Annotated in this window: 16 protein-coding genes; 11 read left to right on the forward strand and 5 right to left on the reverse strand. The window is 34.6% G+C overall.

Annotated elements, in window-relative coordinates; translation table 11 throughout:
• The first annotated feature begins 78 nt into the window (after positions 1 to 78).
• The 3 genes from IEV35_RS08105 (at position 79) to IEV35_RS08115 (ending at position 3,331) form a co-directional block, all read left to right on the forward strand.
• Positions 79 to 1,449, forward strand: a complete 1,371-nt coding sequence (locus IEV35_RS08105) for a dipeptidase (RefSeq protein ID WP_188384170.1) — start codon at positions 79 to 81, stop codon at positions 1,447 to 1,449.
• A 127-nt stretch (positions 1,450 to 1,576) separates the two neighbouring features.
• Positions 1,577 to 2,569, forward strand: coding sequence for a phosphotransferase enzyme family protein (locus tag IEV35_RS08110; RefSeq protein ID WP_188384171.1), 993 nt, complete (start codon positions 1,577 to 1,579; stop codon positions 2,567 to 2,569).
• Positions 2,570 to 2,572: 3 nt separating this feature from the next.
• A complete protein-coding gene (locus IEV35_RS08115; RefSeq protein ID WP_188384172.1) occupies positions 2,573 to 3,331 on the forward strand; it encodes a (S)-benzoin forming benzil reductase in 759 nt (252 codons plus the stop codon).
• Between the two features lie 34 nt (positions 3,332 to 3,365).
• On the opposite strand, the gene IEV35_RS08120 is transcribed toward IEV35_RS08115, so the two are convergent.
• A complete protein-coding gene (locus IEV35_RS08120) occupies positions 3,366 to 3,458 on the reverse strand; it encodes a YjcZ family sporulation protein (protein WP_188384173.1) in 93 nt (30 codons plus the stop codon).
• 49 nt (positions 3,459 to 3,507) lie between these two features.
• On the reverse strand, positions 3,508 to 3,639 hold the full coding sequence (locus IEV35_RS08125) for a YjcZ family sporulation protein (protein WP_188384174.1): 132 nt from the start codon (positions 3,637 to 3,639) through the stop codon (positions 3,508 to 3,510).
• A 208-nt stretch (positions 3,640 to 3,847) separates the two neighbouring features.
• Here IEV35_RS08125 and map point away from each other — a divergent pair, with 208 nt between their 5' ends.
• The 3 genes from map (at position 3,848) to IEV35_RS08140 (ending at position 5,786) form a co-directional block, all read left to right on the forward strand.
• A complete protein-coding gene (gene map / locus IEV35_RS08130; RefSeq protein WP_188384175.1) occupies positions 3,848 to 4,600 on the forward strand; it encodes a type I methionyl aminopeptidase in 753 nt (250 codons plus the stop codon).
• Positions 4,601 to 4,770: 170 nt separating this feature from the next.
• Positions 4,771 to 5,493, forward strand: a complete 723-nt coding sequence (locus IEV35_RS08135) for an AzlC family ABC transporter permease (RefSeq protein WP_188384176.1) — start codon at positions 4,771 to 4,773, stop codon at positions 5,491 to 5,493.
• Positions 5,490 to 5,786, forward strand: coding sequence for an AzlD domain-containing protein (locus IEV35_RS08140; protein ID WP_188384177.1), 297 nt, complete (start codon positions 5,490 to 5,492; stop codon positions 5,784 to 5,786). Before IEV35_RS08135 ends, IEV35_RS08140 begins: the two co-directional genes overlap by 4 nt.
• A 563-nt stretch (positions 5,787 to 6,349) precedes the next feature.
• On the opposite strand, the gene IEV35_RS08145 is transcribed toward IEV35_RS08140, so the two are convergent.
• On the reverse strand, positions 6,350 to 7,063 hold the full coding sequence (locus tag IEV35_RS08145) for an anti-sigma factor (RefSeq protein WP_188384178.1): 714 nt from the start codon (positions 7,061 to 7,063) through the stop codon (positions 6,350 to 6,352).
• A gap of 5 nt (positions 7,064 to 7,068) precedes the next feature.
• Positions 7,069 to 7,632, reverse strand: coding sequence for an RNA polymerase sigma factor (locus IEV35_RS08150; protein WP_188384179.1), 564 nt, complete (start codon positions 7,630 to 7,632; stop codon positions 7,069 to 7,071).
• 134 nt (positions 7,633 to 7,766) lie between these two features.
• Between IEV35_RS08150 and IEV35_RS08155 the strand changes: the two genes are divergently transcribed.
• Genes IEV35_RS08155 through IEV35_RS08165 form a run of 3 tightly spaced genes read left to right on the forward strand, consistent with a single transcriptional unit; the run spans position 7,767 to position 10,892 of the window.
• Complete coding sequence (locus tag IEV35_RS08155) at positions 7,767 to 8,909, forward strand: COG1470 family protein (RefSeq protein ID WP_188384180.1); 1,143 nt, start codon at positions 7,767 to 7,769, stop codon at positions 8,907 to 8,909.
• Between the two features lie 2 nt (positions 8,910 to 8,911).
• Entirely contained in the window at positions 8,912 to 9,880 is a 969-nt protein-coding gene (locus tag IEV35_RS08160) for an ABC transporter ATP-binding protein (RefSeq protein ID WP_188384181.1), read from the forward strand.
• Positions 9,855 to 10,892, forward strand: coding sequence for an ABC transporter permease (locus IEV35_RS08165; RefSeq protein ID WP_188384182.1), 1,038 nt, complete (start codon positions 9,855 to 9,857; stop codon positions 10,890 to 10,892). The genes IEV35_RS08160 and IEV35_RS08165 overlap by 26 nt, the downstream gene beginning before the upstream one ends.
• Positions 10,893 to 10,970: 78 nt before the next feature.
• Here IEV35_RS08165 and IEV35_RS08170 read toward each other — a convergent pair whose 3' ends face one another.
• Positions 10,971 to 11,837, reverse strand: a complete 867-nt coding sequence (locus IEV35_RS08170; protein ID WP_188384183.1) for a cation diffusion facilitator family transporter — start codon at positions 11,835 to 11,837, stop codon at positions 10,971 to 10,973.
• Between the two features lie 226 nt (positions 11,838 to 12,063).
• Here IEV35_RS08170 and IEV35_RS08175 point away from each other — a divergent pair, with 226 nt between their 5' ends.
• Complete coding sequence (locus IEV35_RS08175) at positions 12,064 to 12,297, forward strand: hypothetical protein (protein WP_188384184.1); 234 nt, start codon at positions 12,064 to 12,066, stop codon at positions 12,295 to 12,297.
• A gap of 83 nt (positions 12,298 to 12,380) precedes the next feature.
• Positions 12,381 to 13,841: a methyl-accepting chemotaxis protein gene (locus tag IEV35_RS08180; protein ID WP_188384185.1), complete on the forward strand. Its 1,461-nt coding sequence runs from the start codon at positions 12,381 to 12,383 to the stop codon at positions 13,839 to 13,841.
• The last annotated feature ends 14 nt before the right edge of the window (positions 13,842 to 13,855 follow it).

The raw sequence follows: 13,855 nt of genomic DNA on the forward strand, positions 1-13,855 counted from the left end.
CACTCCTCCTATTAACTTATATTAAACGATTCTAATCTATGCTAAAATATACACAATAAATGAGAAGGGGATGTCTATATGAGTGAAAAAGCATTAACGTACTTAATGGAGAGTCGAGACCGTCTACTACAAAAACTAAATGAATTTCTTTCCATTCCAAGTGTTAGCACCGATAGTGTACATAAAAATGATGTCAGACAAGCAGCGAACTTTTTAGAAACTTACTTATCAGAAATTGGTTTTGAAAATATAAAACAACTCGAAACGAAAAAACATCCGATTGTGTATGCTGAATATACAAAAGCAGGACCAGAAGCTCCAACAGTTCTTCTTTACGGGCATTATGATGTTCAGCCTGTAGATCCAATTGAACTGTGGGATAGTGACCCATTCCAACCAGAAATTAGGGATGGCCGCTTATATGCACGTGGTTCTAGTGATGATAAAGGGCAAGTATTTATGCATTTAGCTGTATTTGAAGCACTAATGAAAACAGAAGGAAAACTTCCACTGAATGTAAAAGTATGTTTAGAAGGGGAAGAAGAAATAGGCAGTGAAAATCTTTATTCAATGCTACAGGAGAAAAAAGATCTATTTCAAGCTGATTTTGCAGTAATTTCTGACTCTGGTATGGTTGCAAATAATCAGCCTACCATTCTTTACGGATTAAAAGGATTCACTGGGGTGGAAATTACCGTGTCAGGTCCAGACCATGATTTACATTCTGGAATGTATGGTGGTGCTGTTCGTAATCCAATCATGGCATTATCTCATATTCTTGCATCAATGAAAGATGTTGATGAAGTTGTAACGATTGATGGATTCTATGATGGGGTGGAAGATTTAGCCGAAGAAGAAAGACAATTAATTAAACAAGTTCCTAGTGAGGACTTTGTGAAAGCAACCGGTATAACGGAAACAGTGTCAGAAAAAGGATATACGGCGAAAGAACATACGATGGCAAGACCTACTTTAGAGATTAATGGTATATACGGTGGATATCAAGGGGAAGGAACAAAAACAATTATCCCCACTTCAGCAACTGCAAAAATTACTTGTCGTTTAGTACCTGGGCAAGATCCAGATACAATTCAGCAAGCAATTGTATCTCACGTGGAAAAAGTTGCTCCAAAAGGAGTAAACGTTCAAGTGAAAAAAGAAAAGCTTTCTGCTAAGGCTTATAAAGTTGAACCAAATCATCCATTAATTCAAAAAGCTGCAGAAAGTTATACGAAAGCATTTGGAAAGGAAATCGTCTTTGTAAGAATGGGTGGTTCGATTCCAGTAGTAGAGTGGATAGAAGACATTTATAATATGCCAATTGTTCTACTAGGGTTTGGAACACCAGATGATAGACTCCATTCCCCAAATGAAAGTTTTCCTTTAAATAGTTATGATAAAGGTATGGAAACACTCGTATATTATTGGAATGAAGTAGCTAATAGATAACAAATAAGGTAGGGACGAAGCGAAGTTAAAGTAAAATATCCTAGGCTAGCTAGATACACTAGGTTCATGTTTTGTCTTTTTAAAAAAAGAGATGGCTTTGTCCCAACCTTACTTAAGGGGGGATAATATGGAGAAGGTAGTAGAGGATGTTTATAGTAAAGATATTTTAGATTATTTTTTGAGGGTGTTTAAGCTTGATGATTCGTATAAGGTTTTAAGTGGGTTTGAAAATTATGTATACGAAGTAATGAAAGATAATCATCCTTATATATTAAGAGTAACGCACAGCTCTCATCGAAGTGAGCAAGAAATATTAGGAGAATTGGATTGGATTAACTATTTAAACAGTCAACATGTAAACGTTCCAACTATTTATAAATCTTCAAACGAAACATATATTGAGAAGAAAATAGCGAAGGATCATACGATCTTTTTTGCTTGCTTATTCTCAAAAGTACAAGGTAAAGCTTTGAGAGTAACGGATGAATTATTTAATGAAGATTTATTTGAAAAATGGGGTAGAGAAACGGCTAAAATGCATCGAGTAACGGTTAATTATCATCCAAAACAAAAACTTCGTAAGTTTTGGTATGAAGATGATCTGTTTGAAGTAGATAAATATATCGATAATGATATAGTCGTTGCTCGTACACAAGAAATAGTGAAGGCTTTACACAGCTTACCAAAGGAAGACTTTGGACTTATCCATAATGATATACATTACGGGAATTTCTTTTTTAATGGTGAAAGTATTTCTATTTTTGATTTTGATGATGCTTGTTATTTTTGGCATGTATCTGATATTGCTATACCACTTTATTATACATGCTCTGCATTATTTACTAATCTTACAAGTATGAAGGAAAAAAATTCGTTTACAGCAACTTTTCTTACTGCATTTATGAAAGGGTATACACTAGAGAAGGAGCCACCAAAGGATTGGGAGAAGTTATTACCGCTTTTCTTAAAAGTACGTGATATTACCTTATATGCTGCCTTACATAAGAAAATTGCTCCAGAAGATAGAGACGAAAGATTACAGAGAAGAATGGAAGAAATCAGAGAAAGAATTGAAAAGAAGATGCCGATAGTTTCGTATAACGGAGAAGGTGCGGTGTGAGAAATGAAGCTTGCCATTATTACAGGAGTTTCTAAAGGGTTAGGAGAATCAGTTGCTACGTTATTTTTAGAGTCAGGAATACATGTATTAGGGATTTCAAGAAGTAAGAATGATCGATTGGAAAAAATTGCCCATAAAAATAATGTGAAATTCCACCATTATTCTTGTGATGTTAGCAAACTTGATGAGTTAGAAGATACGATTGAAAAACTAAAAGTGGATATTGAATCATACTCACCATCATTAATATATCTGATTAACAATGCTGCCGTTATCGATCCAATTAATCAAGCTAGCTTATTAGATAACCAGGCAATCATCGATCATTTTCAGATAAATACAATTGCACCTATTGTATTAATGAATCAGCTACTAAGTTATTCGACAAATGCGAACAGAACGTTTATCGGTGTAAATATTACTTCAGGTGCGGCAGACCGAGCTATTTATGGTTGGAGTGCCTATTGTAGTTCAAAGGCAAGTATTAACATGTATACAAAAACAGTAGCATTAGAACAAGAAACACTGAAAACAGGTCATAAAATAATTGCATTTAATCCTGGGATAATGGATACTTCGATGCAACAAACAATCCGTTCTAGCTCAAAAGAGTCCTTTAAAGAAGTGGAAAAGTTTAAGGGTTATAAAGAAACAAACCAACTGAGGGATACGAATTCAGTTGGTGGAGTGTTAATTGATATTTTAAATGATGAAGCAAGTATAGAAAATGGTAAAATTTATCATATTCATGAGTATTTCTAAATAAAAAGAGGGGGATTAACTCCCCCTCTTGAAATTAGTATCTATTATATCCGCCTGCACCAACGATGATAAGCAGGATAAATAAAACTACAATTAGCGCAAATCCGCCTTCAAATCCGCGTCCCATAATAACACCTCCTAAAATTAGTTATATAAAGTTGTTAACAGGTTGGAGTTTAACACCACCAACCGCCACCATATCCGTAGTTACCACCATTATTATAGCCGCTTGCACCTACGATGATTAACAGGATAAATAGCACAACAAGTAAAGCAAATCCAGTTCCATAACCTTCTTTATTGCTCATTTACTGCCACCTCCTCTATAACAATGTATGTACGCAATAATTTGATGACCGGGCGAATGTACAGTAATTGTGATTAAAGTCTAAATTAAAATTGAAGAAATGGATTCATGTCGTAGTGATGAAAGTACCCATAAAATGTGATACACTAATGAAATGATAAATATAACTGAAAAGCATTGAAAGATGATTAAATAGAGAGGACGATTAAATGATTACTAGAAAAAGTAAGCGTGAAGTTGAACAAATGCAAAAGGCTGCGGATCTATTAGTTCAAGTTCATAAAGAAATTGCAAAAATGATAAAGCCAGGTATTAGTACAATGGAAATCGATACATTTGTAGATCAATTTTTGGAAAAGCATGGGGCTGTTCCAGAGCAAAAGGGTTATAATGGTTTCCCTTATGCAACTTGTGCCTCTATAAATGACGAAATCTGCCATGGCTTCCCTAGAGAAGACAAATTACAGGACGGAGATATTGTAACAATTGATATGGTCGTAAATCTGGATGGTGGTCTTGCTGACTCTGCTTGGACGTATGCGGTGGGGAATGTCGATGAAAAAGGCTTACGTTTAATGGAAGTTACTAAAAAATCGTTATATTTAGGTATTGAACAAGCAAAAGCTGGAAATAGAATCGGAGATATTGGCCATGCCATTCAAACGTATGCTGAAGCGGAAGGTTTCTCAGTAGTACGTGATTTTACTGGTCATGGAATTGGACCAACTATTCATGAAGATCCTCATATCCCGCATTTTGGCTTACCGAATAAAGGCCTTCGTTTAAAACCTGGTATGGTTATTACCATTGAACCGATGTTAAACGAAGGGGACTGGCGTAGTAAGTTGGATAGTAATAATTGGACTGCTAGAACCGTAGACGGTGGACGATCTGCACAGTACGAACACACGATTGTAATTACTGAAGGTGATCCAATTATTTTGACAGAACAAGATAGCTAGGAATAACAGTCTGTGTCATTAAGATGCTCATAACCATTTTAATGACACAGATTTTTTTATAAAGATTATTAGTTTAACGTAAAAAATTTAAAATTTTGTGGCATTTATGTTTCCAGGTCATCTGAAATCAGTTATAATAGTTAGAAATTTTACTTGGGGAGAAGTGACGAATGGAATCGGTACAAAAATCTACTATATCGCCTTCAAATACCATGATAAAGAGAGGAGTTATCGTTGGTTTTCCGATTATGTTAGGATATATTCCTATTGCAATTACATACGGTGTTCTGGCAAAACAAGCTGGTCTATCACTAACGGAATTGACTTTAATGAGTGTCATGGTGTTTGCAGGTGCAAGTCAATTTATGGGTGCTAATATGATTGCACTCGGTGCAGGAGCTATTGAAATAATTATTGCAACATTTGTGTTAAACTTTCGTCACTTTGTGATGAGTATATCGTATATGAATCGAATGCGTAATGTTGACTTAAAGTGGAAATTACCTCTTTCCATGGGGTTAACCGACGAAACCTTTGCTGTTTCCTCCCTTCATACGAAAGAGGCTAAGGAAGATAAGGGACATTTGTTTTATATTGCTTTAACTTTGATGGCATATTTGTCATGGGTGATTGGATCCTTCCTTGGTGGTGTTCTCGGAGAAATTATACCTGATACACTTAGTCAAAGTATGGGAATTGCATTATATGCTATGTTTATTGGATTACTAGTACCTTCCGTTAAAAAAGAACTTAAAGTAGGACTCATTGCTGTCATTGCTATGTTAATTAACGCAGTATGCTTACAATTTATGAGTAGTGGTTGGGCAATTGTGACTGGAACGGTACTTGGTGGTTTAAGTGGTGTCTTCTTGCTGAAGGAGGTACGAGAATGATTTTTGTAATTATTATTGGTATGGCATTAGCTACGATGATTCCGAGAATAATTCCAACTTTTATAGTAGATAAATTACATTTTAAAGATTGGGTGAATCGTTGGTTAAATGCCATTCCATATGCTGCATTGGGAGCGTTGATTTTCCCAGGCATATTATCCGTTATCCCTGATAAACCATACATTGGGTTAGTTGGTGGGCTCATAGCCATTGGATTAGCATTGATCGGTTTGAATGTAATCTTTGTCGTTGTCGGAGCAATTGTATCGGTATTTTTATTGACGACATTTTGATTAGTGAGTTTATATAAACGTGAAAAAGCTTCCTTGATGCTTGCATTCTGGAAGCTTTTTCTTTATATAGGACTTGTTGTGTAAATCTCATAAATATTTGGACGAAAATCTTTTAGTGAAATGTTAGTGACAGAGGGTCTCACAAACATATTAGCTAAAAATTTTGAGTGAAATGTTAGTAACAGAGGTTCTCATAAATAATTAGCTAAAAATTATGAGTGAAATGTTAGTGAAAGAGGTTCTCATAAACATTTGAGCAAAATATTAGTGTGAAATGTTAATGATAGCCGTTCTCATAAACATTTGAGCAAAATATTAGTGTGAAATGTTAATGATAGCCTTCCTCACAAACATTTGAGCAAAATATTAGTGTGAAATGTTAATGATAGCCTTCCTCACAAACATTTGTACAAAAATTTCACTCGAAATGTCGTTGATAGTCTTCCTCACAAACATTTGAACAGAAATTTCACTCGAAATGTCGTTGACAACTCTTCTCGTATCCATTCCGTACTAAAAAACCTATTAAAATGTCACTGTAACCTGATCTCTCGCCGAGGCATCTATTGATGTAGATCAATAAACAACGTTTCTGGTCCTGTTGGTGTGTGACTTCCACCTATTGGTTCAACACTCACTTTAATAAATCGAATCGTTCCTACATCTGGTCCTTTATAGTATACTTGTACTCTTCCATTCTCAAACTGTAATAATTCATCTTTCCAAACATTATCTTCATGGATTAACCAAACTTGATAATCATGTGCGGTTAGAGGTTCCAATCCATCAACTTGAAAGATTAACTCATTCGTCGCCTCGTTTAACCAAACATCTCCTTTAATATTTTTATCCAATGATACGGGAAAGATATCCAGTCTATTTGTTTCGGGCCTATTTAGAAAAGATTGTTCAGGAATTAGATTATGCTGTGCAGTAATATACTCTTCTTTTGATTCAGTTAAATCATGACTACTTTGATTAACGAATACTAGAATGCTAGCAAGGAAAATGGTTACCGCTGTGCTGGCCACAATGTAATAAAATTGGTGCTTTTTCTTTTTTGATTTTGGTTGTGAGTCAATCGTGGCCATTATTCGCTGCTGTAATTCTTTAGAAGGTATTAATTCACTTTCCTTTGCAGTAAGTTGTTGCCAAAGAGATACTCTTTCTCGGCATTCCTCACAGATTAATACATGCTTATTCACATTTTTTATTTGCTCACTATGTAGAGAACCTAACACATAATCTACTAATATATCTTCTGTTAAATGTTTCACTCTTTTCACTCCCTATCTGCTTTTGCCCATTGGAGTAATGACTTTTGTTTGCGTAATGCTCGTAATCCATATCTAATAGATGATTTTATTGTACCTAAGGGCTTATTGTAGGTTTCTGCAAGTTCTCTTTGTGTTTTACCTTCAAAATAAGCACCAATAATTAGTTCCTTTTGCTTATTTGGGAGTTTATTCAATGCATTAAATATAATCTCTTTTTCTATATCCATTAAGACATGTTTCTCTAATAAAACAGCTTGTTCTGTATCTAGTTTTTCTAATTTATTTACTAGAATTGGCTCATTTTTACGTAATCGATCAATACACCTGCTTCTAGTTTTCACCGCTAACCATGCTTTCACACTGCCTCTATGTGCATTATATTGATTTGGTTTTTGATAGACTTCAATAAACACATCATGGCAAACATCCTCTGCCTCTTTTGGATCTCCTATTACATTAACTGCTATTTGAAGGACAAAGGATACATAATGTTGATAGAACTGATTGAAAGCATGTTGTGATCCCTCAGCAATTAGGTTTAATAAGTGTTTATCCCGCTCTGTATCCATTTTAATTCCCCCTTATTATTTTCTGCCAACTATCTTAACAAAAAAGTATGGAATAATTATAAAAAATTAAATCCAATTCCAAAAAATTCTCGTATCTTTAGTGAATATATAAAAGAAAAGGAGAGACCAATCAGATGTTAAAGAAAATTATTATTTCCATGCTTACTATGATAGTAGGGGGTGTATTATTTGCCTCAACTGTATCTGCAGAAATCTCTATCTATACACCTTACACTGGTTTGTCTAAAACTCCTGGTGAGGATATAGAATACTCTGTGGATGTTATTAATAATGGGAACGCTATCGAAAATGTACAGTTTTCATTAGAAGACTTACCAGATGGATGGGATTACCAAATAACAGCTAATGGAACTAGTATCGAACAATTATCGATTAGACCTAATGATGAACAAGATATCCGATTAGTAGTTACGGTTCCGTTAAAAGTGGAAAAAGGTTCATATGATTTTGATCTTGTTGCAGAAGGAACGAGTACAAGTCGATTAAATTTAATGGTTAATGTGACAGAGGAAGGGACATTTGAAACGTTTTTTTCATCGGAACAAACGAATATGCAAGGACATGCTGAAACTGCTTTTGAATATAGTGCATTATTAAAAAATCAAACTGCTGAACAACAACATTATTCATTAACAGCTCAAGCACCAACAGGTTGGACTACTCAATTCAAAGTGGATGGTAATGCGGTTACTTCTGTCACTTTAGAGCCAAATGAAGAGAAAACAGTTCAAGTAGTTGTGACACCAGCAGTTAATGCAGAAGCAGATACGTACACTATTCCAATTAAAGCTCAATCAGGAGCAACGTCCGGTGAAATTGAACTCGAAGCAGTTGTCACTGGTACATATGACTTATCACTATCTACTCCAGATGGAAAATTAAGTGAAGATATAACTGCTGGTGGAGATACTGTTATTGAATTAGAAGTTAAAAATAATGGGACTGTTGACTTAACAGATGTTAATGTAAATGCTTCTACACCTCCAAATTGGGAAGTAGAATTTGAGCAAAAAACGATTCCAGTGTTAAAAGCAGGTCAAACTTCTAATGTAAAAGCGACTATAAAAGCACCAAAAGATGCCATAGCGGGTGATTATGCAACCACATTTAGTGCCAAAACCGCTGAAGCCTCCTCCAATGCCAATATTCGAATGTCTGTTAAAACTTCTACGATTTGGGGACTTGCTGGGGTAGCTATCATACTAGTTGTAATTGGTGGTTTGTATTACATCATTAGAAAATATGGGAGGAGATAGGCATGAGTGAAGGGATTATAGAAATACAACAATTAACGAAAATTTATGATGATATCCCTGCAGTTAATGGTTTGTCACTCTCGATTAAGCAAGGTGAGATATTTGGCTTACTTGGTCCAAATGGTGCTGGTAAATCTACTACAATTTTTATGTTGTTAGGACTGACAGAACCGACTTCTGGTCAATTAAGAGTTTGTGGAATTGATTCAACAAAATACCCTTTAGAGGTAAAAAAACGAGTTGGCTATTTGCCTGATGATTTAGGTTTTTATCAACATATGTCTGGGTTAAACAATCTATTGTATACCGCTTCCTTAAATGGAATCCCAAAGGAAGAAGCTGAAGAAAGGGCGTATATGTTATTAGAACAAGTCGGGCTCGGAGACGCCATTCATAAAAAAACTGGAAAGTATTCTCGTGGTATGAAGCAGCGTCTTGGTTTAGCAGATGTATTAATAAAAGAACCTGAAGTAATTATTTTAGATGAACCAACTTTAGGAATTGATCCAGAAGGGGTAAGAGAGATACTTCATTTAATAAAGGAATTAAATGAAGAAAAGGGGATTACTGTGCTGCTTTCTTCTCATCATCTACATCAAGTACAACAAATATGTGATCGAGTCGGGATCTTTGTTAAAGGAAAATTACTTGCAGAAGGTAATGTAGAATCGTTAACGGAACAATTATTTGAACGTGAAGCTATTATTATCCATGTTGAAGCAGAACCACTATCTGATGAACTTCTTCAAGAACTACAGCAATTGGATGAAGTGAGTCGAATCGATTATTTAGGTAGTTCATCCATTGATATTCACTGCCAAAAAGACATAACACCTAAAATTGCCAAGCTTATCATGAACTACGAAGTTGACCTTTCTAATATAAGCAAAAAGAACTTCGGTTTAGACGAAATTTATCACCTCTATTTTGAAGGGCGTGAAACAAATGATACTCACAAAGATAAAAGATAAAATCAACTTTAGAAAAAACAATGATGAACTTGATAAAAATTATAAAGAACAGTCGATTTTTAAGGCAATCGTACAAAAAGAATTTACGGATTATATTAGAAGTTTTCGGATCATCATATTACTAGTTATTATCGGTTTAACTTGTTTGGGTTCTTTGTATACAGCGATTACGACAATTCAAGATGCATTGGAACAATCAGATGAAGCGAAGGAGATTGCTAAAGACTCGTACTTGTTTTTAAAATTATTTACTACCTCTGATGGAACGTTACCATCGTTTTTAACATTTGTAACATTGCTTGGACCTTTATTAGGTATTGCATTAGGTTTTGATGCCATTAATTCTGAGCGTAATAAAGGTACGCTTACTCGATTAATGGCACAACCTATTCCGAGAGATTATGTAATTAATGCCAAATTTGTAGCGGCATTATTAATCAATGTGATGCTGATTTTTGCCTTAGGTTTTTTAGTAATGGCATTTGGAATTTTGCTTATTGGTTTGCCTATAACATTGGAAGAGTTTATCCGTATTGTATTTTTTTTATTATTATGTATCGTCTATATTGCATTTTGGTTAAACTTAGGTATTTTATTTTCTGTTAGGTTTAAACAAGCAGCAACTTCTGCATTGTCAGGGATTGCAGTTTGGCTATTTTTCAGTGTTTTTTATAATATGATTATTAATGTCATTAGTAAAAACTATGTCAATCCAGAAAACACTACGACTATGGAGGAATTTTTAAATAAACAAGAGACTATTTTAACTATTTCAAGATTGTCTCCAAGTTACTTATTCTCTGAGTCAACAACAACATTATTATCCCCAGAGGTTCGAACACTTGGGCCGTATACGATGGAGCAAACTGTAGGTGCATTAGCAGGACCACTGCCACTTGGGCAAAGTCTATTATTAGTCTGGCCACAACTAACGGGTCTCATCGCAGCAACCTTAATCTGCTTTGCTATTGCGTATTATTGGTTTATTAGACAAGAAATACGGACGAATTAGAAGTAGATTAATGTGGACATAATATTCATTCAAAAGCTTCCTCGACAATGATTATCGAGGAAGCTTGATTATATAATTCTATTCATAATACGGTTCTATATGGATATGGGTATATAGAATTCCGTGCTTTTCAGCTAGAGCTTCTTCAATTTTCACTGTAATATCATGACTTTTGATAACATTTAATTGCGGATCCACTTTTATCGTTACATCTAGAACAGATTGATTACCTAATGCTCTTCCTTTTATATCCTCAACTTTTTTCACTTCAGGAAAAGTAGAAATTTCCGCCTTTATCTTTTGTAATCTGTCCTCATCAAAGCCATCAGTTAGCATTAAAGTAGAATCTTTAAAAATCTCCCATGCTGTTCGGCAAATAATGACTCCAACTATTAATCCAGCTAGCGGATCGAGCCAATATAAGCCAAACTGAGCACCAATTATTCCGATAAATGCACCTATACTTACTAAGGCATCAGCGCGATTGTCCTGAGAAGCAGCATAAAGAGCAGCACTATTTATTTTTCGGGATAGAGAAAGGTTATAATGATAAACGAAAAACATAATGATTGCTGCACCTAGAGCAGTCCAAGCAGTAAGCATATCTGGGCGTGTTCCTTCACTAGTAAACATATTTCCTATTGTAGAAAAGATTACTTGTAAACCAACTGCTACCATAATGAATGAGGCAAGTAAGGAAGCAATAGTTTCTGCTCGATAATGTCCATATCGATGGTTTTGATCTGGTGGCTTTTGAGATATTCGTAAGCCAATTAATATAGCAATGGAAGCAACGACATCAGTAGAATTATTTAATCCATCCGCCCATAATGCTTCGGAATTTCCTATGTACCCGACTAACAGTTTTACTCCTGCAAGAAAAAGATATGCGAAGATACTTATCCAAGCACCTTTTTCTCCACTTTTCATATTTGGTTGTGTCATTTAGTTTTCCTCCACGTAATTACAATCGCTCTCACTATATCAAACTAAGTATGGGTGGGTCTAGAGAAAAAGAAAGGTATGTATGAATATCAATTGACATGCTATAAGTATGTTTCCATTATGAAAAAAATATGACTAAATTCATACAAGTTCAAAGTTAATATTTTCATTGCAATTATTCTAAAAATTTAGGATAATAGTATTAAAGGCCGAGAGGGGCATTCCAATGAAAAAGGAAAAGGTAGTATACCGCTTTTATCCATATAAAGGAAAGGTCCTAGCAGCTAAAAAAGAAATTCCATTTGAAATGAAACTAATTTCAAGACTTATTTTGGATGAAATATGTTTTAATTATAATAAAGGGATACTAGAGGATAAAATAAACGAATCCATTAAAAAAGGAAATAAAAAGGAATTTGCAAGCGTTCGTGAAGAATATTTACATTATATATGGGAATAAATCGTGCGCATCCTTCAAAAGCCTTGCCTACGTCTGGTAAGGCTCTTTTTTTGAATATATCTATAGTACTTTAGGAGGATTTCATGAAGATAAATACTACAATTTTACAACAGCAAAATAAAACATTATCGTATATCTTATTATTTGCCATGTTCCTCGGCTTAGGAGCTGAAATTATTGTCGGTGCTCCAATAGAAAATATGCTAGCGATTGGTATTGGTGGACTAATATGTTTAGCGATTATTACTATTTTTCAAATGAAAAGAATATATAGTAAAGTAATACCTTATATTGCTATTACTTGTTTAGCAGGGGTATCTCTAGTTGTCATGTTAAGTTCCAATTATGTAACCAATATGCTTTTTACATTCTTTCTACTTGCTGTAGCTGCAGTTTCTTTGTCCAAAGCTGTCTTAACAACAAGTGGAGCACTTGGGTTATTATTACTTGGCTTCTTTCTTGTAACCAAAGGAGAAATAGCTGGTTTTGATATGCGTTCTGCTATCATTGCAACCGTTTTCTTCTTGTTGATTTTTATAGTTTTGTTTATCCAGATTCGGGTGGCTAGAGGGTTTATTACGACAATGCAACAAAGTATGTCTGAAATCGAAGCTAAGTCCGAGGAGGAATTAGAAAGAACAGAAATTATACAGGCAAGTGCACAGGAAGTAAAAAGTCAAATGGATATTATTGAACAAGATAGTAACTTAAATCAACAACAAATGAAAGAAATGCTAGCTGGTTTTCAAGAATTAGCAAAAGCTAGTCAAGTTCAAGCAGAGAATGCATCTGATATTTCTGAGTCCACAAATAAAAATCATCAATTATTGGAAAATATGATTGATTCTTTTGCAAAGAGTATGGCTGACGGTGAGGAATTAATTAGTCTATCTGGAAAAGGACAAGCATCAATGGAAACATTGGCTGAAACAATTAATGACTTTGGCCTTTCTTTTGATCAACTAACAACGAATATGGAATCATTAGTTAATCGGATTGATGAAAATGCTTCTAATGCCGAAAAAATTCAAGCTATTGCAGAACAAACAAACCTACTAGCACTCAATGCTAGTATTGAAGCAGCAAGAGCAGGTGACTTTGGTAGAGGGTTTTCTGTAGTTGCGTCGGAAGTTCGAAAATTAGCAGAAGTGTCCCAAGCTACTGCACAACATATTCGAGAGAATTTGCAAATGATAGAAGAGGATGCTAAAAGTACACAAGCTGAAGTAAATACAAATAAAGGGAAATTAACTACAAGTACAAAGCATACAATGATTGCAAAGGAAAATTTTGAAAAAATTAGTAAGCAATTAGAAAGCTTTATTACCTATTTACAATACTTAAATGAACGAGCAAATGAAATTAAAGGTTCCTCTGAAAACATCGAGCAATCGGTAGATCAATTTGCATCGATTATAGAAGAGACAACTGCAACAATTGAGGAACTAGAAGCAATGGTTGATGAACAAGTAAGGCGAATGGGTAACTTAGTGCAAGCAATTGAAACAACAAATGAAGCTGCTGCCTCTTTAGAAAAAGCATAAAAGAATTTACAATT

This window comes from Ornithinibacillus halotolerans, assembly GCF_014637405.1.
Classification (GTDB): domain Bacteria; phylum Bacillota; class Bacilli; order Bacillales; family Amphibacillaceae; genus Ornithinibacillus; species Ornithinibacillus halotolerans.